The 23,613-nt window shown below is 67.8% G+C and carries 24 protein-coding genes; 17 read left to right on the plus strand and 7 right to left on the minus strand.

The window, feature by feature from the left end; translation table 11 throughout:
• Positions 1–22 precede the first annotated feature (22 nt).
• From lptM to ACTHN1_RS15185, 11 genes are all read left to right on the plus strand, one after another.
• Positions 23–259 (plus strand): LPS translocon maturation chaperone LptM, encoded by a 237-nt coding sequence (gene lptM, locus ACTHN1_RS15135; RefSeq protein ID WP_440471766.1) that lies wholly within the window; start codon positions 23–25, stop codon positions 257–259.
• Positions 256–1,113 carry a diaminopimelate epimerase gene (dapF, locus tag ACTHN1_RS15140; RefSeq protein ID WP_440471767.1) on the plus strand — a complete coding sequence of 286 codons (858 nt, stop codon included), beginning with the start codon at positions 256–258 and terminating at the stop codon, positions 1,111–1,113. The genes lptM and dapF overlap by 4 nt, the downstream gene beginning before the upstream one ends.
• Positions 1,101–1,781, plus strand: a complete 681-nt coding sequence (locus ACTHN1_RS15145) for a DUF484 family protein (protein ID WP_440471768.1) — start codon at positions 1,101–1,103, stop codon at positions 1,779–1,781. The genes dapF and ACTHN1_RS15145 overlap by 13 nt, the downstream gene beginning before the upstream one ends.
• A gap of 241 nt (positions 1,782–2,022) precedes the next feature.
• Complete coding sequence (gene xerC / locus ACTHN1_RS15150; RefSeq protein WP_440471769.1) at positions 2,023–2,979, plus strand: tyrosine recombinase XerC; 957 nt, start codon at positions 2,023–2,025, stop codon at positions 2,977–2,979.
• 76 nt (positions 2,980–3,055) lie between these two features.
• The gene (locus tag ACTHN1_RS15155; RefSeq protein ID WP_440471770.1) at positions 3,056–3,349 is read left to right on the plus strand and encodes a hypothetical protein; all 294 of its coding nucleotides are present in this window, start codon (positions 3,056–3,058) and stop codon (positions 3,347–3,349) included.
• A 2-nt stretch (positions 3,350–3,351) separates the two neighbouring features.
• Entirely contained in the window at positions 3,352–3,777 is a 426-nt protein-coding gene (locus ACTHN1_RS15160) for a hypothetical protein (protein WP_440471771.1), read from the plus strand.
• Positions 3,778–3,968: 191 nt separating this feature from the next.
• Entirely contained in the window at positions 3,969–4,310 is a 342-nt protein-coding gene (locus ACTHN1_RS15165) for a hypothetical protein (RefSeq protein ID WP_440471772.1), read from the plus strand.
• Between the two features lie 159 nt (positions 4,311–4,469).
• A complete protein-coding gene (gene hslV, locus ACTHN1_RS15170; RefSeq protein ID WP_141455391.1) occupies positions 4,470–5,021 on the plus strand; it encodes an ATP-dependent protease subunit HslV in 552 nt (183 codons plus the stop codon).
• Positions 5,022–5,123: 102 nt separating this feature from the next.
• Entirely contained in the window at positions 5,124–6,485 is a 1,362-nt protein-coding gene (hslU, locus tag ACTHN1_RS15175) for an ATP-dependent protease ATPase subunit HslU (protein WP_440471773.1), read from the plus strand.
• Between the two features lie 185 nt (positions 6,486–6,670).
• Positions 6,671–7,936, plus strand: a complete 1,266-nt coding sequence (locus tag ACTHN1_RS15180; protein ID WP_440471774.1) for an SDR family oxidoreductase — start codon at positions 6,671–6,673, stop codon at positions 7,934–7,936.
• 5 nt (positions 7,937–7,941) lie between these two features.
• Positions 7,942–8,406: a DUF2269 family protein gene (locus ACTHN1_RS15185; RefSeq protein WP_440471775.1), complete on the plus strand. Its 465-nt coding sequence runs from the start codon at positions 7,942–7,944 to the stop codon at positions 8,404–8,406.
• Positions 8,407–8,425: 19 nt separating this feature from the next.
• Here the strand turns inward: ACTHN1_RS15185 and ACTHN1_RS15190 are convergent, their stop codons facing one another.
• The 3 genes from ACTHN1_RS15190 to ACTHN1_RS15200 all read right to left on the minus strand — a co-directional run bounded on the left by ACTHN1_RS15190 (position 8,426) and on the right by ACTHN1_RS15200 (position 11,033).
• Positions 8,426–9,115: an alpha/beta hydrolase gene (locus ACTHN1_RS15190; RefSeq protein WP_440471776.1), complete on the minus strand. Its 690-nt coding sequence runs from the start codon at positions 9,113–9,115 to the stop codon at positions 8,426–8,428.
• Between the two features lie 140 nt (positions 9,116–9,255).
• Positions 9,256–9,900 carry a response regulator gene (locus tag ACTHN1_RS15195; protein ID WP_440471777.1) on the minus strand — a complete coding sequence of 215 codons (645 nt, stop codon included), beginning with the start codon at positions 9,898–9,900 and terminating at the stop codon, positions 9,256–9,258.
• Positions 9,897–11,033 (minus strand): sensor histidine kinase, encoded by a 1,137-nt coding sequence (locus ACTHN1_RS15200; protein ID WP_440471778.1) that lies wholly within the window; start codon positions 11,031–11,033, stop codon positions 9,897–9,899. Before ACTHN1_RS15200 ends, ACTHN1_RS15195 begins: the two co-directional genes overlap by 4 nt.
• Before the next feature lie 146 nt (positions 11,034–11,179).
• Here ACTHN1_RS15200 and ACTHN1_RS15205 point away from each other — a divergent pair, with 146 nt between their 5' ends.
• Positions 11,180–12,259, plus strand: a complete 1,080-nt coding sequence (locus tag ACTHN1_RS15205) for a serine hydrolase domain-containing protein (protein ID WP_440471779.1) — start codon at positions 11,180–11,182, stop codon at positions 12,257–12,259.
• 1 nt (position 12,260) lies between these two features.
• Here the strand turns inward: ACTHN1_RS15205 and ACTHN1_RS15210 are convergent, their stop codons facing one another.
• Together ACTHN1_RS15210 and ACTHN1_RS15215 are read right to left on the minus strand one after the other, a co-directional pair.
• On the minus strand, positions 12,261–13,757 hold the full coding sequence (locus ACTHN1_RS15210) for a serine hydrolase (protein WP_440471780.1): 1,497 nt from the start codon (positions 13,755–13,757) through the stop codon (positions 12,261–12,263).
• A 76-nt stretch (positions 13,758–13,833) separates the two neighbouring features.
• Positions 13,834–14,283 (minus strand): nucleoside deaminase, encoded by a 450-nt coding sequence (locus ACTHN1_RS15215; protein WP_440471781.1) that lies wholly within the window; start codon positions 14,281–14,283, stop codon positions 13,834–13,836.
• Between the two features lie 116 nt (positions 14,284–14,399).
• Between ACTHN1_RS15215 and ACTHN1_RS15220 the strand changes: the two genes are divergently transcribed.
• The gene (locus tag ACTHN1_RS15220) at positions 14,400–16,001 is read left to right on the plus strand and encodes a hypothetical protein (protein ID WP_440471782.1); all 1,602 of its coding nucleotides are present in this window, start codon (positions 14,400–14,402) and stop codon (positions 15,999–16,001) included.
• A gap of 24 nt (positions 16,002–16,025) precedes the next feature.
• Here the strand turns inward: ACTHN1_RS15220 and ACTHN1_RS15225 are convergent, their stop codons facing one another.
• Entirely contained in the window at positions 16,026–17,126 is a 1,101-nt protein-coding gene (locus ACTHN1_RS15225; RefSeq protein WP_440471783.1) for an HlyD family secretion protein, read from the minus strand.
• Positions 17,123–18,787, minus strand: coding sequence for an MFS transporter (locus ACTHN1_RS15230; protein WP_440471784.1), 1,665 nt, complete (start codon positions 18,785–18,787; stop codon positions 17,123–17,125). Before ACTHN1_RS15230 ends, ACTHN1_RS15225 begins: the two co-directional genes overlap by 4 nt.
• 101 nt (positions 18,788–18,888) lie before the next feature.
• On the opposite strand from ACTHN1_RS15230, the gene ubiE reads away from it, so the two are divergent.
• The 4 genes from ubiE to ACTHN1_RS15250 all read left to right on the plus strand — a co-directional run bounded on the left by ubiE (position 18,889) and on the right by ACTHN1_RS15250 (position 23,611).
• Entirely contained in the window at positions 18,889–19,650 is a 762-nt protein-coding gene (gene ubiE / locus ACTHN1_RS15235; RefSeq protein WP_295382321.1) for a bifunctional demethylmenaquinone methyltransferase/2-methoxy-6-polyprenyl-1,4-benzoquinol methylase UbiE, read from the plus strand.
• 323 nt (positions 19,651–19,973) lie between these two features.
• Positions 19,974–21,905, plus strand: a complete 1,932-nt coding sequence (locus ACTHN1_RS15240; RefSeq protein WP_440471785.1) for a M1 family metallopeptidase — start codon at positions 19,974–19,976, stop codon at positions 21,903–21,905.
• Between the two features lie 3 nt (positions 21,906–21,908).
• On the plus strand, positions 21,909–22,889 hold the full coding sequence (locus tag ACTHN1_RS15245) for an alpha/beta fold hydrolase (protein ID WP_440471786.1): 981 nt from the start codon (positions 21,909–21,911) through the stop codon (positions 22,887–22,889).
• On the plus strand, positions 22,886–23,611 hold the full coding sequence (locus ACTHN1_RS15250; protein ID WP_440471787.1) for a hypothetical protein: 726 nt from the start codon (positions 22,886–22,888) through the stop codon (positions 23,609–23,611). The genes ACTHN1_RS15245 and ACTHN1_RS15250 overlap by 4 nt, the downstream gene beginning before the upstream one ends.
• The last annotated feature ends 2 nt before the right edge of the window (positions 23,612–23,613 follow it).

The following is a 23,613-nucleotide window of genomic DNA, read 5'->3' on the forward strand; positions in this document are numbered from 1 at the left end:
ACGGCTGGCTATACTGCCGGCCATGAACCGAACGCTCCGTCTGTTGTCCGCCGCCATCCTCATGGCGTTCCTCGCCGCCTGCGGCGCCAAGGGCCCGCTGTTCCTGCCGGAGAAGCCGGCGCCGGAGACCGAAGTCCCGGCCGAGGCGCCGGTCGAGCCGGCCGCCGAAGGCACGGAAACCCCGCCGGCGGATTCGACCGATACGGCGACGCCGCCCGCCGAACCCGCCAAGCCGGCCAACCCGCCCAGCACGCCATGAGCGGACGGCCTCCGGCCTCGGCGATGGGTTTCACCAAGATGCACGGAGCGGGCAACGACTTCGTCGTGCTGGATCTGCGTGGCGATGTCCCGCCGCCGGGACCCGAGCTTGCCGCGCGCCTGGCCGATCGCCATTTCGGCGTCGGTTGCGACCAGATCCTCACCATCGAACCGCCGCGCAGCACCGGCGCGGTGGCGTCCTACCGGATCTGGAATTCGGACGGCTCCACCTCGCAGCAGTGCGGCAACGGCGCGCGCTGCGTGGCCGCCTGGCTGATGCGCGACGGGACCGCGAGCGGCGAACGCTTCCGGGTCGACAGCCCGCTGACCACGCACGACGTCGAGCATCTGGGCGGCGATCGCTATGCCATCGCCATGGGCGTGCCGGAGTTCGTGCCCGCGCGGATTCCGCTGGCCGGTTTCGATCAGGCCCAGGACGAATACGACGCCCGCATCGACGAACACCTGCGCCTGAGCTTCGGGGCGGTGTCGATGGGCAACCCGCACGCGGTCATCGAGGTGGCCTCGGTGGCCAACGCGCCGGTGCTGCGGGCCGGACCGGCGCTGCAGCAGTCGCACTGGTTTCCGGAGTCGGTCAATGCCGGTTTCGCCGAAGTGGTCGCGCGCGATCACATCCGCCTGCGCGTGTTCGAGCGCGGCGTCGGCGAAACCCTGGCCTGCGGCAGCGGCGCCTGCGCCGCGGCGGTGGTGCTGATGAAGCGCGGCCGCATCGATCGCGCGGCGACGGTTTCGCTGCCGGGCGGCGACCTGCACATCCAATGGCCGGCGGACGACGCCGAAGTGGTGATGTCCGGCCCGACCGCATTCGTATTCGAAGGGGAATGGAACGCATGAACGAGAACGAGAAGCTGGGTGCCCACGAAATCGCCGCCTGGCTGCGCCGTCATCCCACCTTCCTGAAGCAGTTCCCGGATCTGGCCCTGAGCATGGTGGTGCCGCGCGACGACGGCCGCACCGCCTCGCTGGCCAGCTACCAGCTGGAAGTGCTGCGCGACAAGAACCGCGAACTGTCCAAGCGCCTGAACGATCTGTTCGCCAACGCGCAGGAAAACGAACGGCTGGCGGTGCGCACCCACCAGCTGACCCTGTCGCTGCTCAAGCAGAACAGCGCCGCCGACACCCTGCGCGCGATGGCCGCCTCGCTGGCCGAGGATTTCAACGGTGATCGCGTCAGCATCGTGCTGCTCAAGCCGGTCGAGGGCCTGGAGGAAGCCGAGTGGCTGCAGGTCATCGCCGAAGGCAACGCCATCCTGAATCCGTTCCGTGACTGCCTGAGGGACGGCGAGCCGATCTGCGGTCGCCTGCAGCCGGAAAAGAACGTGGTGCTGTACGCCGCCCGCGCCGAGGAAGTGCAGTCCTCCGCGCTGCTGCCGCTGCCGGGCGTCGGCCTGGTCGCGGTCGGCAGCCTGGACGGCAACCGTTTCTATCCCGGCATGGGCACGCTGTTCCTGCGCATGATGGGCGAAGCGCTGACCGCGGCGCTGAAGCGCTTCGAGGCCTGAGCGGCACGGCGTCCCGGCACGTCCTGCGCATCCCCGGGCGTCATTCCGGCGCAAGCTGGAATCCATGTTCGGCCGGTTCCGCGTGGATGGGGCACGAGGGTAAAAGCCCGATGGATTCCGGCATCCGCCGGGATGACGACGTTGGAATTCATGGGGCGGGGCGAGATTCGCGCGGCGTATCTCACCCCGTCGTTCCAGCGTATGCTGGAATCCATTGCGCAGGACGCAAGCGCGGTCATCGATGAGCAGGTCCCGTCAACACAAGTCGGATATCGCACCCGCGCCGGCGGCTCGCCCGGGCGACGCCGATCGCGATGAGCCCCTGAGCGCCATCGACGAATTCCTCGCGCATCTGCAGGTCGAACGGCGCATGTCCGCGCATACGCTGGACGCCTATCGCCGCGACCTGACCGCGCTCGCGGCCTGGGCGACGGAGCAGGGCGCCGCCGTGGTCGTCCTGCAGACCGAACAACTGCGCAGCTTCGTCGCCAGCGAACACCGCCGTGGCCTGTCGCCCAAGAGCCTGCAACGCCGCCTATCGGCCTGCCGCAGTTTCTACCAATGGCTGCTGAAACATGGCCGCATCGCCGCCAGCCCGGCCGCCGCGCTGCGCGCGCCCAAGGCGCCGCGCAAGCTGCCGCAGGTGCTGGATGCCGACGAGGCCACGCGACTGGTGGAGGTGCCCACCGACGTGCCACTGGGCCTGCGCGACCGCGCGCTGCTGGAACTGTTCTATTCCTCCGGCCTGCGCCTGAGCGAACTGTGCGCGCTGCGTTGGCGCGATCTGGATTTCGCGTCCGGCTTCGTCACCGTGCTCGGCAAGGGCAGCAAGCAACGCAAGGTGCCGGTCGGCTCGCACGCGCGCAACGCGCTGGGGGCCTGGCGTGCCGAGCAGGGCGGCGCCAACGAGGCGCATGTGTTTCCCGGTCGCGGCGGCGGCCCGATCTCCCAGCGCGCCGTGCAGATCCGGCTCAAGCAACTGGCGCAGCGCCAGGGCTTGTTCAAGCACGTGCATCCGCACATGCTGCGGCACAGCTTCGCCAGCCACATCCTGGAATCCTCCGGCGACCTGCGCGGCGTGCAGGAACTGCTCGGCCACGCCGACATCGCCACCACCCAGATCTACACCCACCTGGATTTCCAGCATCTGGCCAAGGTCTACGACGCGGCGCATCCGAGGGCGAAGCGCAAGCGGTAGAGTCTGGATCGCGCTGCTCCTTTGTTCTGCACGGAAAACCGCCACCCATGCGTGGCAAGACGAGGGATGGAGTCCAATGAAAACGGACAAGATAAATCGGGTCGATATCGACGAGGATGGCTGCCTGCACGTAGTGCCGGCAACTCACTCGTTTCCCTACATATATCGCGAGGCCATGGAGATTCAATGGGATCCGGCCAGGGGCTCGCTGTACGCTCCTGCACAACGGGAATGGTCAAAGCGCCGCTGGCTACAGCAAATACTGGCTGCTGCGAAGCAGCAGGGCTGCGAGCTCCACTTCACCCAGGAGACCCAATGGGGTGAGGTCGACCCAGAGCTCAAAGATTTGACCATGGAGTCGGAATCTTGATCGTGAAGCATCTCCTTCTGATTGGGCTGCTCACGACGAACCCGGGTATCGATGACGTATTGGCGTTGGGTGGAATTTCACTCGGTGAATCAGAACACTCGGTAGTACGACGCCTGGGACCGCCCATGAAACGAGAAGAAAGGGAGGGTGACTATTTGCCCGTCACGCTGTCCTATCGCGGCCTTGTCGTCCGTCTTGACGAGCAGGGAGTTGGTGGCCTGAGCAGCGTGGATGCTCGGTTCTGTACATCAAACGGTGCATGCCCCGGCATGTCATACGCGAAAGTGCAGGACATCTACGGAACCGCGTTGACCACTGAAACAGTCGAAGGTGGACAGATCGGCTACGTCTACGGCGATGGCTGCTGGCTGAAGTTCAGCCAGCGGGCAGGAAGGGTATCCGTCATCGAATTGGCCTGTTTGCCATGAGTGACGATATTGCGTCCGAATAGGGCGGTTGGGTGAGCCACGGGATGTTGGTGATGGAACCTCGTTGGAGGAGTCGACGCAAAAATGCTCAGAAGATGAAACGACATAGCCCGCTCAGATGGTTGGGAGCTCAACGCAATCGGAGTGTCAGTGGTTGCATGCACGGTATAGGCATTCGTTCTCTTGGAACAATGTTGTTGCTGGTGGCGATTGTTCCCGGGATGGCCGCCACGGCCGCATCCCTTATCGAGTCGCTTGCCGCGCAACTTCATGAATTGCGCGCGCTGCCCATGGCGACAGCGACGAAGGCCGAATGTCCCTCTGGCATCAGATCGCTCATTGGATTGAACCAGGAGAAAGTGAGAGGCGCGTTGGGCGAGCCGGATGTCATTGATGCATCCAAAAACAGATGGGGTTATTTCTTCACCAGCCCGATACCGCTCGGCCAACGTGGAGGCGGCTTCCCCCAGCTGGTTTTCGTGTTCGGGTCGAGTCGGACAGTTGTGGATATCTCCTGTCGCTACGCGCGTTGATGGTGAACCTGACGGTTCAAGGCACCTGGGAATGATCGGGATTCAGGGTTGAGTAGGTCGAGCAAGGTCGAGCGGAACAGCCTTGAACCCCTCCCCAAAAGTCACGCTTGATCCACCCCTGGGCGTCCCCACCTCTGGGGGAACCCCCCGGAGGCCTCCATGGACCCCAGCCAGAATCCCAATGTGTTCCACGCCACCACCATCATCTCGGTCCGCCGCGACGGGCATGTCGCCGTGGCCGGCGACGGGCAGGTGACGCTGGGGCATACCGTCATGAAAGGCAATGCGCGCAAGGTGCGCCGGCTTGGCCGCGACGGCCAGGTGCTGGCCGGTTTCGCCGGCGCCGCCGCCGATGCCTTCACCCTGTTCGAACTGTTCGAGGCCAAGCTGGAGAAGCATGGCCAGTTGCAGCGCGCCGCCGTCGAACTGGCCAAGGATTGGCGTACCGAGCGCCGCCTGGGCAAGCTGGAAGCGTTGCTGGCGGTGGCCGACAAGGAAACTTCGTTGATCATCAGCGGCACCGGCGACGTCATCGAGCCGGAGGACGGCATCATCGCGATCGGTTCGGGCGGTTCCTATGCGCTGTCCGCCGCGCGCGCGCTGCTGGCGCATACCCAGCTGGACGCCAAGTCGATCGCGGTCGAGGCGCTGAACATCGCCGGCGATATCTGCATCTATACCAACCGCAACGTGGTGGTCGAAGAGCTGTGACTCGGGAATGGGGAATCGGGAATCGTTGAAGGCGATTCTTCCCCACCCGTGACCCGCGTATCCATCGACCGATCCTCCTTTCCCATTTCCGACCCCCGTACCATGACTGAAAACAACTCCACCATGACCCCGCGCGAAATCGTGCAGGAACTGGATCGGCACATCGTCGGCCAGCACGCGGCCAAGCGCGCGGTCGCCATCGCCCTGCGCAACCGCTGGCGGCGCATGCAGTTGCCCGAGGCGCTGCGCAACGAGGTGATGCCCAAGAACATCCTGCTGATCGGTCCCACCGGCGTCGGCAAGACCGAGATCGCGCGCCGTCTGGCGACGCTGGCGAACGCGCCGTTCGTCAAGGTCGAGGCGACCCGCTTCACCGAGGTGGGCTACGTCGGCAAGGACGTGGAACAGATCATCCGCGACCTCACCGACACCGCGGTCAAGATGTACCGCGAGCAGGCCAAGGTGCGGGTGCGCACCCAGGCCGAGGAACGCGCCGAGGACCGCATCCTGGACGCGCTGCTGCCGCGCCGCAGCGTCGGCGTGGGTTTCGATCCGGAAGCCGCGCGCCACGAGCCGTCGGCGCAGGACAACGACACCCGCATCAAGTTCCGCAAGATGCTGCGCAACGGCGAGCTGGACGATCGCGAGATTGAGCTGGAGCTGTCCGCCAACGTCGGCGTGGACATCATGACTCCGCCGGGCATGGAGGAAATGGGCCAGCAGCTGCGCCAGATGTTCTCCAACCTGGGCGGCGCCAAGACCCACAAGCGCACCGTCACCATCAAGGCTGCGCGCCCGCAGCTGATCGAGGAGGAAGCCGCCAAGCTGGTCAACGAGGACGACATCCGCACCGCCGCCATCGAGGCCTGCGAACAGAACGGCATCGTCTTCATCGACGAGATCGACAAGGTCGCCAAGCGCGGCGACAACATCGGCGGCGGCGACGTCAGCCGCGAGGGCGTGCAGCGTGATCTGCTGCCGCTGGTGGAAGGCTCCAACGTCAGCACCAAGTACGGCACGGTCAAGACCGACCACATCCTGTTCATCGCCTCCGGCGCGTTCCACCTGGCCAAGCCCAGCGACCTGATTCCGGAACTGCAGGGCCGCTTCCCGATCCGGGTGGAACTGTCGGCGCTGTCCAAGCAGGATTTCATCCGCATCCTGACCGAGCCCAAGGCGGCGCTGACCAAGCAGTACGTGGAACTGATGCGGACCGAGGGCGTGGCGCTGGATTTCAGCGACGACGCGGTCGACCGCCTCGCCGAGATCGCCGCGCAGGTCAACGAGCGCCAGGAAAACATCGGCGCGCGCCGGCTGCACACCGTGCTGGAACGCCTGCTCGACACGCTGAGCTACGAGGCGCCCGATCGCGACGGCCAGGCCGTGTCCATCGACCGCGCCTACGTGGATTCGCACCTGGGCGAACTGGTGCAGGATCCGGATCTGAGCCGGTACATCCTGTAAAACCCGCGGCTCGGTCGAGCCGGCGCGGAAAGCAGAGGGCAGCGCTTCGGCGTTGCCCTTTTTTGTTGGGAGGACACGCGGACCGTCGGCCAACGTGGCCTTCTGCTAGCCTGCGACGCTGGCGACGGCGAGGTAAGCGGGTGGAGAGGATCGACGGGGGCGCAACGCGGGAACGGACTGCGCTGGTGGTGGGGGCGAACGGTTTCCTCGCCGGCCACGTGATCGCGGCGCTGCGACGCCGGGGATGGCGGGTGATCCGCGCGGCACGCCTGCAGGGGCGGCCGCCGGCGGCCGACGAGCGTGATTGCGATCTGGGCCGGATGACCTCGGTCGATGCCTGGACGCCGTTGCTCGATGGCGTGGATGCGGTGGTCAATCTGGCGGGCATCCTGCGCGAAACGCGTACGCAGCGATTCGACGTCATCCACCATGCGGCTCCGCTGGCATTGGCGGAGGCGTGCGTGGCGGCGGACGTATCCGCCTTCATCCAGGTCTCCGCCCTGGGTGAACCGGCCGATGGCGGATTCATCGCGTCGAAGCACCGGTTCGACGAAGCCCTGCTGGCGTTGCCGCTGAGGGCGGTGGTGCTGCGCCCCTCGGTGGTCTACGCGACCGCGGGTTCCTATGGCGGTACTTCACTGCTGCGCGCGCTGGCGGCGATGCCGGGCGGGCCCTGGTTGCCGGGACACGGCCAGTGGCCAATCCAGCCGGTGGCGGTGGAGGATCTGGGCGATCTGGTCGCGCGCGCGCTCGACTCCGGCGCGGCGGGATTGTTCGAGGTGGGCGGCCCGGCGCCAATCACGCTGGAAACCTATCAGCGGCAATGGCGACGCTGGCTGGGATTGCCCGCCGGACGCACCCGGCACGTGCCGCATTGGCTGGCGTCGCTGACGGTCGCGGTGAGCGAATGGACCGGGCGCGGACCGCTGGGGGGGACGATGTGGCGCATGCTCCGGCGCGGCAACGTCACCGCTGCGGATGCCGGGGACCGGCTGCGGGCCGCGTTCGGCGTCGCGCCACAGTCGCTGGAGCAGGCGCTTGCGCGACAACCCAGCCAGGTCCAGGACCGCTGGCAGGCGCAGTTGTACTTCCTCGCGCCCGCCTTGAAGTGGGCGGTGGCGACGCTGTGGCTGATCTCCGCCTGGGCGGGCTGGAGCACGCCCGCTTCCACGATCGAGGCAATGGCGGCCGGGACGCCGCTGGCCTCCTGGCAGCCGGTGCCGCTGGCGCGCCTGGGCGGCGCGCTGGACGCGGCGCTGGGCCTCTGGCTGCTCAGTGGCTGGCGACCGCGGGCGGCGGTGGCCGCGATGATCGCGTTGGTGTTCGCTTACACCGCAAGCCTGGGCATCGGGCTGCCGCGCGCGTGGCTGGATCCGCTGGGCGGGCTCGCCAAGAATCTCGTGTTGCTGCCCGCGCTGGGCATGCTCTGGGTCATGACCGACAAGCGCTGAAGAAAATGCTCTATCTCTGGGTGAAATGGATCCACATCCTGGCGTCGACCCTGCTGTTCGGGACCGGCCTGGGCATCGCGTTCTTCATGTGGATGGCGCACCTGCGCGGCGACGCGAGGACGATTGCGGCGACCGCGCGCTGCGTGGTGATCGCCGACGGCCTGTTCACCGCGCCCGCGGTGGTGGTGCAGTTCGGCACCGGCCTGTGGCTGGTGCATCTCCTGGGGCTGCCGTTGACGGTGTTCTGGGTGAAGACCGCGCTGGTGCTGTTCTTCGTGGTCGGCGCCTGCTGGTTGCCGGTGCTGTGGTTGCAGGTGCGTGCGCGCAACCTCGCGCGGCAGGCGGTGGAGACGGACGCGCCTTTGCCGGTGGCCTACCACCGGACCATGCGCTGGTGGTTCTGGCTCGGCTGGCCGGCATTCATCAGCGTACTCGCCATTTTCTGGCTGATGGTGATGAAGCCGGCCTGATGCCCATGGCGCCGCGTTGCTAGCCGCTCGTCCGCGCCGCCTCGTCGATCAATCCCACCACCGCCGCGGCCTGCGAGGCCAGCGAGGCGTGGCTGGCGTCCAGCGCCAGCAGCGTGCGCGGATTCATCCGCTCGGCCATGCGCTTCTGGTTGTCCGGATGGATCATGCGGTCCTGGGTCGACAACTGGTACCAGCTGGGCTTCTTCTTCCACGCCGGCGCGGTGACGGTATCGCCGAAGGTGCTCGCCAGCGGCGCTTTCTGGGTGGTGGCCATGACCAGGGCGTCGTCGGCGTCCAGGTCCTGGCAGAAGCTTTCGCGGAACTTGTCGTACTGGATCCACAGGTAGCCGTCGCTGTCCGGCGCGAGGTTGGCAATGGCGGCGGGCGGATGCGCCTGGCTGATGCCGCCGGGGCTTTCGCCGGCGTCCGGGGCGAAGGCGGCGATATAGACCAGGCCGACCACGTTCGGTTGATCGCCGGCCTCGGTGATCACCGCGCCGCCGTAGGAATGACCGACCAGCAGCACCGGACCGGATTGCTGGGCGACCATCTTGCGGGTGCGCTCGGCGTCGTCGGCGAGCGAGGTGAGCGGAAGTTCGACCGCGCGGATGCGGTCATGGCCCTTGCGGGCGAGTTCGAGGATGACGTTCCGCCAGTGCGCCGCGCCGCCCCAGAAGCCGTGGACCAGGACGAGGGTGGGTGTGCTCATGAGCCGACTCCCTTGATTGAATGAGGTGGGTACCGTCGTTGGCACCGGAGGGGGGCGCCGGTGGGAAGCGGACTATGGCACGCCGATTGTTCAGGCCGGGTCTGCGTTTCGGGTCGCCCGGATGACCGGGTGCGATCGGCTCAGATGATCCGCAGCGTGATCGCCTTGAGCACGGCGCGGGTGCGATCGCGGGCACCGAGTTTTTCGAAGATCTCGGTGAGGTAGTTCTTCACCGTGCCCTCGGTGACGTGGATGACCTGGCCGATTTCGCGGTTGGTGTAGCCGCCGGCCAGCAGGCGCAGGATGTCGATTTCGCGCTGGCTGAACTGGCCCGATGGCGGTATGCGATCGCGGTAGGTGTAGCGCTCGCGGATGGCGTCGGTGGCCACCGGCGCGATCGCCTGCCGGCCGGTGGCGACGTCCTCGATCGCTTCCACCAGTTCCAGCGGCGAGGCGTCCTTGAGCAGGTAGCCGCGCGCGCCGGCGCGCGCCGCCGCCAGCGCCTGGCCGGGATCGTCGAAGGTGGTCAGCAGGATCACCGGCGGCGCGCCCGGCAGCCGGCGCAGCCGCGCGCAGACCTCCAGGCCGCCCAGGCCCGGCATGCGCACGTCGCACAGCACCACATCCACCGATTTGCCGTCCAGCGCCGCCAGCAGGCCCTCGCCGTCGGTGGCCTCGGCGACGACGGCGAACTGCTCGAAGCCGCCCAGCAGCGCCTTCAGGCCACTCAGCACCAATGCCTGATCGTCGGCCAGCGCGATGCGGATGGGCGGGGAGGCGTTCATACCGGCACGCTCGCGCGCAGCAGGAAACCGCCGCCCTCGGCGGGCCCGAACGCCAGCGCGCCGCCCACCGCGTGCAGGCGCTCGCGCATGCCGCCCAGCCCGTGTCCGGGCGGGGTGTCGGCGTCGATGCCGTGGCCGTCGTCGCGCAGTTCCAGCACCAGATGACCGTCGCACCGGTACAGTCTGGCCCACAGGTGGTTGGCTTCGCCATGGCGCGCGGCGTTGGTCAGGCCTTCCTGGAAGGCGCGCAGGATGGCGTCGGCCTGTTCGAACGTGCGCACGCGCGTTTCGGCCTCCACTTCCAGATGCACTTCCGGGCGCGGGAACGGCGACGCCATCCGCGCCAGGGTGGGGCCCAGTTCCAGACCATCATGCAGGCGCAGTTGATGCACCACGCCGCGCAGATCGTCCAGCAGTTCCTCGGTGAGGCGACTGCACAGCGCCACGGTCTCGGTCACGTCGAGTCGCCGGTTGTGGCCAAGCGCGGCCAGGTTCAGGCGCAACGCGGTGAGCTTGTGGCCGGCCACGTCGTGCAGTTCGCGTGACAGGCGCAGGCGTTCCTGGCCGCGCGCGGCCTCCGACAGCAGGCCGCGGGTGGCGAGCAGTTCGGCGTGGGTCTGGGCCAGGGCGGCGCGCGCGCGTTCGGCGCTCTGCATCGAACGCACCAGAAGAATCGCGAACAGTTGCAGGCTCGCGTGCAGGCCGACGTGGGTGTAAGGCGCGTCCATGCCGCGGAAGGCCAGCACCACGCCCAGCAGGGCCAGGTTCACCGCGACGAAGACCGCTGCCAGCGCGGGCACGCCCAGGAGGTAGGCGAATTCCACCATCGGCACCACCAGCAGCGCCGCGGCCGAGTTGTAGCGATACGACGCCACTAGCAGCAGGGCGTCCAGCACCAGCAGCGCGGCCACGGCCAGGCGCGCCTGCGGCGACAGGCGCAGGCACAGGAACACCAGTTGCAGGACGCCGAACAACAGGTGCAGCGCGCGCACCAGCGCGGTGGCGGCGGCCGGATCGGCCAGGAAGGTGCTGGCCACCACCGGGCGCATCCACAACTCCAGGCCGACCGCGGCCCAGGCCAGCAGGCCGGCCACGGCCAGCGCGGGATTGCGGAGGGTGGAGGTCTGGACCATGCGCGCTAGCTTCGCGTCGCGCCGGCGCCGATACAAGGCGCATGACGCAACCGATGACTTTCGTCACCGCGGTCGGTGGCTTCCTTCATCTGTCCGGCCGGCGCGGGGACCGCGAGACTGCCAGCGTCCATTCGGGAGTCCCGTCGATGAAGATCCGACCCTGGAAGGCCGTTGTCATCGGCCTGTCCGCCTGCCTGTCGCTGGCCGTCGCCGTGGCCGCCCTTCCGCCGTTCCGCACCGGCGAGCGCAACGCCTTCGCCACTTCCCTGCCGCCCGCCCGCGTGGTCGATCCGGGCGCGCTGGCGCAGGCGCATGCGTTCCTGGTCCACGAGACCCGGTTCGATGCCTTCGTCGCACTGCACGAGGGACGGCAGTTGATGGCGTGGGGAGAAGCGGACCTGCCCATCAACACCCATTCGGTGCGCAAGAGCCTGCTCAGCGCGTTGTACGGGATCGCCATCGCCAAGGGATATCTGCGGCTGGACCAGACCCTGGCCGAGCTGGGCATCGACGACGCGGTGGTGCCGCTGACCGCCGCCGAGAAGCAGGCCACCGTGCGGGATCTGCTGATGTCGCGATCCGGCATCTACCTGGAGGCGGCGGGCGAGGTGCAGGCGATGAAGGACGGACGTCCGCGCCGCGGCTCACACCGGCACGGCGAGCATTTCTACTACAACAACTGGGACTTCAACGTGCTGGGGGTGATTTTCGAGCGGCGCACCGGCCTGAGCATCGGCCAGGCGCTGTATGAATGGATCGCCCGCCCAACCGGCATGACCACGTTCAAGCCGGAACACGTGATCTACGAACAGGCCCGCCATTCGCAGCATCGCCAGTTCGTGATCTTCATGTCGGCCGCGGATCTGGCGCGCTTCGGCATGCTGTACGCCGACGGCGGGCGCTGGCGCGGCCAGCCGATCATTCCCGCCGCATGGGTGGAGGAAAGCACGCGCGCCTGGTCCGAAGCGCCCGATCAACCGCCGTTCGACCACTACGGCTACCTGTGGTGGATCGACAGCGATGCGGGCACGGCGTGGGCCGATGGCTGGGGCGGCCAGTTCCTGCTGGTGGATCCGCACCGCCGGCTGGCCCTGGTGTCGCGCAACGACACCGGCCGCAGCCGCCTGCAACTGGGCTGGTTCATGCTGTTCGATGGCGATGGCTGGCGCAGCCACCACGAGCAGTTGCATCGCTGGATGATCCAGGCGGTCGCGCCGGCCGGGTGACTCAAGGCGCGCCCAGTTCACGCAGGGCTTTGGCCGCGTTGGCATTGCCCGGATCCCGCGCCAGCGATCGCCGATAGCTGGCAACGGCATCGGCGGTGCGGCCCGCGGCACGATAGGCCTCGCCCAGGCTGTCGTGCACGTTCGATGATTCCGGATGGGCCTTGACGTTCCATTCGAAGACGCTGATTGCTTCAGCGGATCGCTGCAACCGCAACAGGCGATAGCCCAGCGCGTTGAGCGCCCGTTCGCCGGTGTCGTAGTCCCGCCGTTCGTCACCCAGGTTCGCATAGGCCGCGACCATGGCCGGGTTGCCCTGCGCCAGGGCGATGGGCACCAGTCGATCCGCCAGGCTCTTCTTCGCCAGCGTCACCGGCTTGCCGAGCAGGACCTCCATCAGATCCTTGCCCATGGTCATCACCAGTTCGCCTCGCCAGTCGTTGTCGAGGATGACGACGAAAGCCTGCCCGTGTTCGCTGCGCAGCAGCACGCTCTGATAGCCCGGCACACTGCCGGTATGCAGCATCACTTCCGCGCGACCGCCTTCGGCCAGGGGCCAGGATTCGATGTTCCAGCCATAGCCGTAGCCTTGCTGGCGGGCGGTCCACATCGCCTTGCGCGCCGGCGCTCCCAGCAACCGGTCACTCCGCAACGCGCGATCGAAACGGTAAAGATCATCCACGGTGGCGTACAGGCCCGCGGCCGCGTAGGAGACCGAGGGATCGATGTATCTCGCCGGGATGCGCTGGCCATCGGCTCGGGTTTCATATCCGCGCGCCAGTCGCGGCACCCGGGCATCGGCCTGGCACAGGCCACTGGAACCCATGCCGGCGGGCGTCAGGATCCGTTCCGCCAGATTCACCTCATAGCGTTGGCCGGTCACGCGCTCGATGATCAGGCCGAGCAGGAAATATCCGTTGTTGATGTACCGGAACGCACGGCCAGGCGGCCCATCCAGGGTGGCGGGGATCCAGGCGCGCGCGAAAGCGTCCGGTGCATAAGCACGGCGCGCCTCGGTGCGCCACCATGGATCATCGTAGTTGCCCGGCGTGTCGCGCAGGCCGGAGGTATGGCTGAGCAACTGCGCGAGCGTGATGTCTGCGGCCGGCGTGTCGCCATACAGATCCGGCAGGTAGTCGCCGAGCCGCCCCTCCAGTCGCAGTCTGCCTTCCTGCACCAGTTGCATGACCAGGGTGGCGGTGAACGGTTTGGTCAGCGAGCCGACGCGGAAGCGCGTGTCCGTCGTGTTGGGTGTATCCCAGTCGTGATCGGCCTGGCCGTAGGCGACGCGTTGCAGGACGTCGCCGTCACGGGCGACCAGCACCACCCCGTTGAACTGGCGGTTCTGCGCGTAGCTGTCCAGCAACTGCCGGATGGCTTCGGGCGACGCGCCGGCCCGGGCGGAACCGGCCACCAGCAGCGCCGGCAGACACATGAGCAGGCCGATGCGAGTCGCCAGGCGGGACAGCGGCGGCGTGGGCCGGGGACGGAGAGCGGGCATGGGGATTCCTGGAGGAGGCTCCGGGAATCAGATGTCCGGAATGCGCAAACGGCCGCAACGCGCCGCCGCGGGGAATTCAATCCTCGCCGATGTCCTCGTTCCAGACTTCGGGATTGGCGCGGATGTAGTCGCCGAGCAGGGCGATGCATTCCTCGCTCTGCAGGTCGACGACGTTGACGCCGCTGTCGCGCAACCAATCGATGCCGCCGCGGAAGTTCACCGATTCGCCGACCACCACCGTACCGATGTTGAACTGGCGCACCAGCCCGCTGCAGTACCAGCATGGCGCCAGGGTGGTGACCATGATCGTGTCCCGGTAGCGGCGCTGCCGCCCGGCCTTGCGGAAGGCATCGGTCTCGCCGTGCACGGAAGGGTCGTTTTCCTGGATGCGGCGGTTGTGGCCGCAGCCGAGCAGGCGGCCGTCGTCGTGGTAAAGCGCCGCGCCGATGGGGATGCCGCCTTCGGCCAGCCCCTGGCGCGCCTCGGCGATGGCGGTTTCGAGCAGGGCGCGGTAGTCGATGGACATGAGGGATTCCCGGTGGCGGACAAGGCTCGATACTGCCATGCTCCGGGCTCCGACCGGGCAGGGGGGGCCTGCCGGTCTGGCCGTGGCCGGGCACGCCCGGTGCAAAGGGGGGAAGCATGCTGGATCGGAATCGACTGTCGCCGTGGCGCACCCTGTGGTTCGCCTGTCTCGCCGTGATCGGCGGCGCGCTGGGAGCGGGGGAGGCGCGCGCGCAGGCGTCCGACAGCACCATCGTCCAGGGACGGCTGGCCCTGCACTGGGGCGATCCCGCGCCGGTCGCGCGCCAGCAGAAGCCGCGTCCGGCGCGCTTGCGCGCGACGCTGCTGACCGACGACGGGCGCAGCATTCCGCTGGAGCCGGAGCAGGCCAAGCGCGCGGCGGTGGATCTCTACGCGCTGGCCAACCGCCGGGTCGCGGTGTCGCTGCCGGCGCAGGCGCGCGTCGGCGCCCAGGAACGCTTCGCCGACGCGATCGTGCCCGTGGACCGGCTCGCCGAGGCGGCGCCGGCGCTGGGCGGCAAGCAGGTGTCCGCGGCGGCGGCGGTGATGGGCAACACTCGCTGGGTGACCCTGATGTGCAAGTTTTCCGACATCGCCACCGAGCAGAAGGACCAGGCTTTCTTCACCAGCCAGTACGGCACCGCGGTCGGCCAGTTGGGTCACTACTGGAGCGAAGTCTCCTATGGCCAGATCAACCTGACGGGCAGTTCGGCCTATGGCTGGTTCACGCTGCCGAAGCCGCGATCCGGCTACGTGACCACGACGGATGGCAAGGACAACGCGAATCTGGACAGCCTGTTCCAGGATTGCGTCGCCGCGGCGGATGCCCAGGTCGATTTCACCGGCGCGCAGGGCATCAACATGATGTTCAACGGCGATCTGGACGGTTACGCCTGGGGCGGCGGCGCATGCGCGGTGATGGACGGCGCGCGCCGTTGTCCGCGGGCGACCTGGAATCCGCCGTGGGCGTTCGCCAACCTGGCGCCGCTGGCGCACGAGATGGGCCACGGCTACGGACTGCCGCACTCGAACAACTCCGATGGCGACGACGACACCTACGACAATCCGTGGGACGTGATGAGCGACGGTTGGCGCAACGCGGTCTACGACAACGTGTACGGCACCCGGCCCAAGCACATCAACATGATCCAGCGCGATCGGCTGGGTTGGGTGGCGCCGGCGCGCAAGTGGGTGGTGACCGCCGATCTCAGCGGCAGCTGGCAGTTCGAACTGCAGTTCGCGGCGCTGGCCGACGGCACGGGCAGCCAGCTGGTGGTGCTGAACACCCCGGAGCAGCCGGACCCGGCGCGCACCGTCTCCTACACGCTGGAGGCGCGCAATCGCACCGGCAGTTACGAAGGTTCGCTGGCTGGCACCGCGGTGATCGTGCATCGGGTGCAGGGCGGTGTCGCCTACAGCGAGGATGCCGATCTGCCACCGGCGAACGTGGCCAACAACGAGGGCTCGATGTTCAAGGTCGGCGAGACCTGGTCCTCGCCGAACGGCGCCTACCAGCTGCGCGTGGATGGCATGACCGCGCGCGGCTTCCTGGTCACGCTGACCGCGGGTGGCCGGGTCACGGGCGGGCCGTTGCCGCCGCGGGTGGGCACGCCGCCGGCCAACGCGGCCACGCCGGTCGCCACCGGCGCGATCAAGGCCGGTCCGCGACCGCAACTGCAGCGCCGCGCGCCGTTCCGCGATCGCCGCCGGATCCGTTGACCCCGTTGACGCCGTCGACCCCGCTCAGCGGGACCTGGCGGCGGTGTCCACGCTGACCACCACCGACATGCCCGGCCGCAGCCGGGCCGCGGCGGCCTGTCCGGAATCGATCGCGATCTTGACCGGAATGCGCTGGGCGATCTTCACGTAGTTGCCGGTGGCGTTGTCCGGCGGCAGCACGCTGAACTCCGAGCCGGTCGCCGGCGAGATTTCCAGCACCCGTCCGCGCAGGCGTTCCCCGCCAAGCGCATCCACGGTGAAGCTGGCCGGCTGGCCCAGCCGCACCTGCGCCATCTGGGTTTCCTTGAAATTGGCGATCACCCACATCGTGTCCGGGACCAGCGCCATCAACTGGGTGCCGTTGGTGACATAGGCGCCCTGGCGCACGCTGACCTGGCCGAGCTGGCCATCGCGCGGCGCGAGGATGCGGGTGTTGTCGTAGTTGATCTGCGCCAGTTGCACCGCCGCCCGCGCGCCGGCCACCGCCGCTTCCAGCGCGGCATGGTTGACGTCGACGCTGCGCACGCCCTGGCGTGCGACTTCCAGGCCGGCGCGGGACTGGTTGAGGTTGGCCGCGGCCTGCGCGTTGGCGGCGAACGCGGTGTCGCGATCCTGCTCGGAGATCAGCCGGTCGTGTGCGAGTTGATCGGCGCGACGCAGCGCCGAGCGGGTACGCTGTTCCTGCGCCGCGTTGCTGGCGATCACCGCGCGGCTCTGGGCGACGTTGGCCTCGGCGCTGCGGTGCTGCTGGATCCAGTTGGCGAGATTGGCCTCGGCGGCCTGCAACTGCGCGCGCGCCTGATCCAGCTGCTGGCGGTAGATGCGGTCATCGATCGCCACCAGCAGCGCGCCCTTGCGCACGCGCTGGAAATCCTGCACCGGCACCTGGGTGACGTAACCGCTGACCTGCGGGCTGATCAACGTGGTCTGCCCGCGCACCATCGCGTTCTCGGTGGTCTGGAGCGCACTGGTGAAAGGCGGCAGCTGCCAGGCGTAGAGCACCACGCCCACCCCCAGCAGGGCGAGCAGCGCGAACCCGGACAGGCCCAGCAGGCGGCGACGGCGGCGCGCGGCCTGGCGGGCCGCCGGTTCGGCGTCGGGAGGAGCGGAGGCGGCTGTGTTCATGCTTGCGTCGGTCGTGGGGAAGGAAGGGGGGCGGCGGGCGGCGCGGCGGGTGCGGGCGGATTCAAGCGCCGCCACCACAGATCCGCGTAGATCCAGAGCAGGGTGAAGATCGCCAGCCAGGCGACCACCAGGAACACGTCGTTGTACGCCAGCACATTGGCTTCGCGGGTGACGGTCGCGCCGAGCGCACGCATGCCCTGGGCGTTGCGCAGCGCCGGATCGCCGATGTTGTGCGCGTAGCCGGCGACCGTGCCCTGGATCCGCGCGGCCACCTGCGGATCCAGCAGGGTGACGTGTTCGGCCAGCTGGCTGGCATGGAACTTCTCGCGCACCACCTGGAAGGTGCCCAGCAGCGCCGAGCCGAGCAGGCCGCCCATGTTCTGGGTCATGCCGAACAGCACCACGAAACTGATCAGGTTGCCCGGCTGGGCGAGGATCGCGCCGATGCCGCTGATCATCGCCGGGCCGATGAAGAAGGTGCTGCCGAAGGCCAGCAGGAACTGGCTGACATACATCTGCGCGGGGCGGGTGAGGTTGTTCGAATGCGCATCCATGAACGCGCCGGTGGCGATCAGCAGCACTGCGAACATCAGGTGCTGGGCGGTGTGCTGCGGGCGGATGAGCAGCGCGCTCACCGCGATGCCGGCCACGCAGCCGATCAGCACCCACAGGTACAGCGTGTGCAGCTGGTCGTTGTTGAGCCCCAGGTTCTGCATGAAACCCACCGCGCCGACGCTCTGTTCGGAAAGCACGATGCGGATCAGCAGGATCGACAGCGCCAGCCGCGCCATCGTGCCGCTGGCCAGCCAGCGGGTGTTGATCAGCGGATTCTTCCGGTAATGCTCGATCGCCACCGAACTCACCAGCAGCACGATCGCCATCGCCAGGGTCGCGCCCAGCCACGGGCTTTCGGTCCACCACAGGTAGCGGCCCAGCGACAGCACCGAGGCCAGGCACGCCGCGCCGGCGGCGAACAGGGTGAAGGTCAGGAAGTCCAGCTTCTCGAACACCTTGCTGCGATCGCTCGGTGGCAGCTTGAGCACCAGCACGCAGGCCAGCGCCACGATCGCCAGTCCCAGTTCGAACAGGTACAGGCCGCGCCACTCGCCGTACTGCAACAGGTCGGTGGAGAAGATGCGCGCCAGCGGCAGCGCCAACTGGCTCAGGCCCAGTCCGATCACCACCGCCTTGAGGCGCATCCGCGCCGGGAACGCCTGGATCATGTAGTACAGGCCCAGCGTGCTCAGCGCCGCGCCGACCAGCCCATGCGCCGCGCGCACCGCGATCGCCGAGCCCAGATCGTTCACGAACAGGTGGGCGAAGGCGATCAGCGCGTACAGGACCAGGAAAATCTCGGTGAACAGGCGCAGGCCGTACTGCTGGCGGAACTTGACCAGCAGCAGGTTGGCCGAGACGTTGGTCATCACGTAGGCGGCCGGCAGCCAGGCCATTTCCCAGGCGTAGGCGCCCAGGGTGCCCTGCAGGTTCAGCAGGTTGGCGGTGACCAGGGCGTTGCTCAGGCCGCCGGTCAGGGCGACCACCACGCCGACGATGGCGAACTGGATGCGGCGGCGGAGCGGGTGCAGCGGAGTGGAGGGCGACCCGGGAAAGGTGGGGCGCTCGTGCGGCAGCCATTCACGGGGGGCGTAGCGGCTGCTCACGGGCGGGTCGGCATCCTCTGGAAGACGAATGGCGTTCTCACCACGGTATTGTCCCACGGCCGCGCCGGCAAGATCCCCCCGACGGTGCGATAATCCGTCCCATGAGCGAATCCCCCTACCAATCCGGCACCACCCACTTCGGTTTCCGCGACGTCGCCGCGCGCGACAAGCAGAAGCTGGTGGGCGAAGTCTTCACCTCGGTCGCCGGCAAGTACGACCTGATGAACGACCTGATGAGCCTGGGCATCCATCGGGTCTGGAAGCGCTATTTCGTCGGCACCTGCCAGGTCAAGCGCGGCGACCGCGTGCTGGATCTGGCCGGCGGCACCGGCGACATCGCCGCGCTGCTCAAGGATCGGGTCGGCGAGACCGGCGAGATCGTGCTCGGCGACATCAACGCCGGCATGTTGTCGGTGGGGCGTGACCGCATGACCGATCGCGGACTGGTGTCCGGGCTGGATTACGTCCAGTGCAACGCCGAGGCGCTGCCGTTCCCCGACCAGAGCTTCGACCTGGTGACCATCGCTTTCGGCCTGCGCAACGTCACCGACAAGGACGCGGCGCTGCGCGAGATGCACCGGGTGCTGAAGGTCGGCGGCCAGGCGCGCGTGCTGGAATTCTCGGAAGTCACCGCCGAGTGGTTCAAGCCGGTGTACGACTTCCATTCGTTCAAGGTGCTGCCGAAGCTGGGCCAGCTGTTCGCCCGGGATGCCGGCAGCTACCAGTACCTGGCCGAGAGCATCCGCAAGCATCCGCCGCAGGAACAGCTGAAGGCGATGATGGACGAGGCCGGCTTCGCCCGCGCCAGCTACAAGAATCTCAGCGCCGGCATCGTGGCCGTGCATACGGGATATCGGGTGTAAGGCGGTCCTCCTTCTTCATGGAAGGGGGAGCCAGGTTCCGCGCGAAGAGCAAGCGCTCCTCAACAGCCGAATGGCTGATCAATCCCCCGTCACCCGCTGGCGCGGGTGCCCGCCCCTTTTTGCAAAGGGGGCTGACCAGGCGGCGGTACATCTGGAAGTGAAAGTCATGCTTTTCCTCCCCTTGGCCCGCCATTCGGTGGTTGAAAGCGAAAAAGGGGGATTGAAGGCGAATCCGCCTCTGGAGCCACCCCAAGCTGCGCCGCACCAAGGCATCCCGGCGGCGGGCAGGTAAACTGCGCGCTTCCCTGACGCAGGAACCCCTGATGCGCGCCGTACTGTTGACCCTGTCCTGCGCCGCCGTGCTGGCGGCCGGCTGCTCCAAAGAATCCACCCCCGCTCCCGAGGCCCCCGCCGCCAAGTCCGCCCCGACCGCCGTGAAGACCGAACGCAGTCACGATGAAAGCTCCTATGCCGAACCGGGCAAGGTCGCCATCAAGGATCTCGCCCTGGATCTGGCGGTCGATTTCGACCACAAGCAACTGGCCGGCACCGCCAGCTACACGCTGGAATGGAAGGACAAGGCCGCCAGGCAACTGGTGCTGGACACCCGCGATCTGAGCGTCGAGAAGGTCGAAGGCCAGGACGCGGCCGGCGCCTGGGCGCCGCTGCAGTTCAACCTGGCGCAGGCCGACAAGATTTTCGGCAGCAAGCTGACCATCGAGGCGCCGGCGCAGAACGCGCACGTGCGCATCACCTACAAGACCTCGCCGCAGGCGTCCGGCCTGCAATGGCTGGAACCTTCGATGACCGAAGGCAAGCAGCTGCCCTTCATGTTCAGCCAGTCGCAAGCCATCCACGCGCGCAGCTGGGTCCCGCTGCAGGACACGCCGAGCGTGCGCTTCACCTACAGCGCGCACGTGACCTCGCGCCCGGACGTGATGGTGCTGATGAGCGCGGACAACGATCCGGCCGCCGCGCGCGACGGCGACTACAGCTTCAAGATGCCGCAGCCGATTCCGTCGTACCTGCTGGCCATCGCCGCCGGCGATCTGGTGTTCAAGCCCATCTCCAACCGCAGCGGCGTGTGGGCCGAACCTTCGATGGTCGAAAAGGCCACCAAGGAGTTCGAGGACACCGAGAAGATGATCGGCGTGGCCGAATCGCTGTACGGCCCGTACCGCTGGGAACGCTACGACATGCTGGTGCTGCCGCCGTCGTTCCCGTTCGGTGGCATGGAGAATCCGCGCCTGACCTTCGCCACCCCGACCGTGATCGTCGGCGACAAGTCGCTGGTCTCGCTGATCGCCCACGAACTGGCGCACAGCTGGTCCGGCAACCTGGTGACCAACGCCAGCTGGAAGGACATCTGGCTCAACGAAGGCTTCACCACCTACGTGCAGGACCGCATCACCGAGGCGCTGTACGGCAAGGAACTGGCCGAGATGGAACGCCAGATCGATCAGACCGAGCTGCTGGATGAAGTGAAGAACATGTCCCCGGCCGACCAGGCGCTGGCGCTGCCGCCGCTGACCGACCGGGATCCGGACGATTCGCTGAGCCAGGTCGCCTACGTCAAGGGCGCGTGGTTCCTGAAGTTCCTGGAAGAGCGCTTCGGTCGCGCCACCTTCGATCCGTTCCTGCGCGGCTGGTTCGATGATCACGCTTTCCAGAGCGCGACCACCGATCAGTTCGTCGACTACCTGAAGAAGAACCTGCTGCCGAAGAATCCGAACGCGGTGACCGAGGCCGAACTCAACGCGTGGCTCAACGAGCCGGGCATTCCCAAGTTCGCCGCCAAGGCGCAGTCGCGCGGCTTCTCCAGCACCGACACCGCGCGGATCGCCTGGCAGGGCAGCGGCCAGCTGCCGAATCAGCAGGTCACCTCCGGCTGGGTCACCCAGCAGTGGGTGAGCTTCATCGACGGCATGGGCGAGAAGCTGAGCGTCGAGCAGCTGGCGCAGCTGGACAAGGCCTATCACTTCACCGGCACCCAGAACGGCGAGATCGCGATGCGCTGGTATCCGCTCACCGTGCGCAGCGGCTACCTGGACGCGCGTCCGGAACTGGGCAAGTTCATCGAGCGCGTCGGTCGCCGCAAGCTGATCATGCCGATCTACGAGGAACTGGTGAAAACCCCGGACGGGCTGGCATTCGCGGAAGAGAGCTTCGCCCGCGCCAAGCCGGGTTACCACCCGATCACCACCGCGTCGGTCGAGGCCCTGCTGGCCAAGGCCAAGACGGGCGAAAGCAAGTAAGCGATGCGTCGCTGGCGCGTCTCCTGGAAAACGGTCGCCGTCCTGGCGGCCGTTTTCGTTTGCGCGCTGGCGCTGTGGGTGTGGCGCGATCCGATGCTGTTGGTGCGTGCGGAGTTCGCGCGGCAGCGCTGGTCGGCCGGATTGTCCCTGCACGAGGCCGAGGTGGCCGGGCATCGCTGGGCCTATGTCGAGCGCGCGGCGAGGGATCCGGCGGCGCCGACGCTGGTGATGATCCATGGCTTCACCGGCAGCAAGGAGAACTGGTATCCGCTGGCCGAACGCCTGGCGGGCCAGTACCGGGTGGTGATTCCCGATCTGCCGGGCTGGGGCGCGAGCGAACGCAAACCCGGAGAGGATTACGGCTTCGACGCGCAGAACCGGCGCGTGGCCGAGTTCATCGCCCGCGTCGCGCGCCGTCCCGGCAGTCCGCTGGTGCTGCTCGGGCATTCGATGGGCGGCGGCATCGTCGCGCTGACCGCGGCGGATCGTCCGGATCTGGTCGATCGTGTCGGCCTGATCGACGCGGCCGGCGTGCGCTTCCGCGACAACGTGTTCGGCGAGCAGGTGCTGGCCGGCCACAATCCCTTCGCCGTGCGCGACGAGGCTTCGCTCAAGCGATACCTCGATACCGTGTTCCATCGCGAGGAAGCCCGGCCGGTGATTCCCTGGCCGGCCTCGCGCGCCCTCGTCGACTGGCGCCGCGCGCAGGCGCCATTCGAGCAGGCGGTGCTGGATCGCATCGGCCGCGGCCCGGAAGCCTTCCTGCCCGGCCAGGCGGCCGGACACATCGAGCAACCAACGCTGCTGCTGTGGTGCGCCGAGGATCGCGTGATCGATCCCAGCGCGCTGGAGCTTTACGGCGAACGCATCCCGCAGGCGGTTAAAGTGCGGCTGTCCGACTGTGGCCACATGTCCATCGTGGAGCGTCCCGACGAGGTCGCCGCCGCCGTCGACTATCTGATACGCAACGGAGTCCCCCGATGAAACGCATCCTGATCGTTCCCGTTCTGGCCGGCGTCCTGGCCCTGTCCGCCTGCGGCGACCGCGAGGCCGAGCAGCGCGCCGCCGCGCAGGCGCAGGCCGCCGCCAACGAGGAATCCGCCAACCAGCTGGCCGGCAAGTTCGACGCCGCGCAGGCGTCGCGCGACTGGGACATGGCGCGCATCCACGGCGTCGCCCTGCTGGACCAGTATCCGGACACCCGGGCCGCCGCGCGGATAAAACCCCTGCTGGAGGACGTGAAGGCCAAGGCCGAAGGCGCGCGCGAGGAGCGCCGCCTGCAGGCGCTGTGGGACTACGCGCAGATCGCGACCGACGGCGGCACCCAGCGCACCGCCGCCATCCACAGCAAGGATCCGGTGGACGTGGACGGCAGCGGCGCCAAGCCGGTGCAGTTGATCTTCCGTGATCATCCCGAGTGGGAGCGCAGCAGCTACCTGGTCCTGCAGGCCAGCGACTTCCGTTGCCCGGGCGGCTGCAAGGTCAAGGTGACCGCCGACGGCGCGGCCGCGCGCGCGATGGATGCGTGGCGGCCGGACACCGACGAGGCCATCGCCATGTTCATCACCGACCAGAAGGCGCTGTGGAAACTCGCGCGCAAGACCAAGGTGATGGAGATCGAATTCCCGGTGAAGGCCGGCGGGACCCGCAAGGCGGTGTTCGAGACCGGTGGCCTGGACGGCAGCCAGATGCCGGGCTGGGACTGAGC

The organism is Pseudoxanthomonas sp. (assembly GCF_051953815.1).
In the GTDB taxonomy this organism is placed as follows: Bacteria; Pseudomonadota; Gammaproteobacteria; order Xanthomonadales; family Xanthomonadaceae; genus Pseudoxanthomonas_A.

Excerpts from the sequence above, each read along its gene's own strand:
- ACTHN1_RS15245 (WP_440471786.1), top strand. The coding sequence starts at position 21,909 with ATGCGTCGCTGGCGCGTCTCCTGGAAAACGGTCGCCGTCCTGGCGGCC.
- ubiE (WP_295382321.1), top strand. The coding sequence starts at position 18,889 with ATGAGCGAATCCCCCTACCAATCCGGCACCACCCACTTCGGTTTCCGC.
- ACTHN1_RS15210 (WP_440471780.1), bottom strand. The coding sequence starts at position 13,757 with ATGCCCGCTCTCCGTCCCCGGCCCACGCCGCCGCTGTCCCGCCTGGCG.
- ACTHN1_RS15225 (WP_440471783.1), bottom strand. The coding sequence starts at position 17,126 with ATGAACACAGCCGCCTCCGCTCCTCCCGACGCCGAACCGGCGGCCCGC.
- ACTHN1_RS15155 (WP_440471770.1), top strand. The coding sequence starts at position 3,056 with ATGAAAACGGACAAGATAAATCGGGTCGATATCGACGAGGATGGCTGC.
- ACTHN1_RS15250 (WP_440471787.1), top strand. The coding sequence starts at position 22,886 with ATGAAACGCATCCTGATCGTTCCCGTTCTGGCCGGCGTCCTGGCCCTG.
- dapF (WP_440471767.1), top strand. The coding sequence starts at position 256 with ATGAGCGGACGGCCTCCGGCCTCGGCGATGGGTTTCACCAAGATGCAC.
- hslU (WP_440471773.1), top strand. The coding sequence starts at position 5,124 with ATGACTGAAAACAACTCCACCATGACCCCGCGCGAAATCGTGCAGGAA.
- ACTHN1_RS15185 (WP_440471775.1), top strand. The coding sequence starts at position 7,942 with ATGCTCTATCTCTGGGTGAAATGGATCCACATCCTGGCGTCGACCCTG.
- ACTHN1_RS15200 (WP_440471778.1), bottom strand. The coding sequence starts at position 11,033 with ATGGTCCAGACCTCCACCCTCCGCAATCCCGCGCTGGCCGTGGCCGGC.
- ACTHN1_RS15240 (WP_440471785.1), top strand. The coding sequence starts at position 19,974 with ATGCGCGCCGTACTGTTGACCCTGTCCTGCGCCGCCGTGCTGGCGGCC.
- ACTHN1_RS15145 (WP_440471768.1), top strand. The coding sequence starts at position 1,101 with ATGGAACGCATGAACGAGAACGAGAAGCTGGGTGCCCACGAAATCGCC.
- ACTHN1_RS15215 (WP_440471781.1), bottom strand. The coding sequence starts at position 14,283 with ATGTCCATCGACTACCGCGCCCTGCTCGAAACCGCCATCGCCGAGGCG.
- lptM (WP_440471766.1), top strand. The coding sequence starts at position 23 with ATGAACCGAACGCTCCGTCTGTTGTCCGCCGCCATCCTCATGGCGTTC.
- hslV (WP_141455391.1), top strand. The coding sequence starts at position 4,470 with ATGGACCCCAGCCAGAATCCCAATGTGTTCCACGCCACCACCATCATC.
- ACTHN1_RS15220 (WP_440471782.1), top strand. The coding sequence starts at position 14,400 with ATGCTGGATCGGAATCGACTGTCGCCGTGGCGCACCCTGTGGTTCGCC.
- xerC (WP_440471769.1), top strand. The coding sequence starts at position 2,023 with ATGAGCAGGTCCCGTCAACACAAGTCGGATATCGCACCCGCGCCGGCG.
- ACTHN1_RS15190 (WP_440471776.1), bottom strand. The coding sequence starts at position 9,115 with ATGAGCACACCCACCCTCGTCCTGGTCCACGGCTTCTGGGGCGGCGCG.
- ACTHN1_RS15165 (WP_440471772.1), top strand. The coding sequence starts at position 3,969 with ATGTTGTTGCTGGTGGCGATTGTTCCCGGGATGGCCGCCACGGCCGCA.
- ACTHN1_RS15195 (WP_440471777.1), bottom strand. The coding sequence starts at position 9,900 with ATGAACGCCTCCCCGCCCATCCGCATCGCGCTGGCCGACGATCAGGCA.
- ACTHN1_RS15205 (WP_440471779.1), top strand. The coding sequence starts at position 11,180 with ATGAAGATCCGACCCTGGAAGGCCGTTGTCATCGGCCTGTCCGCCTGC.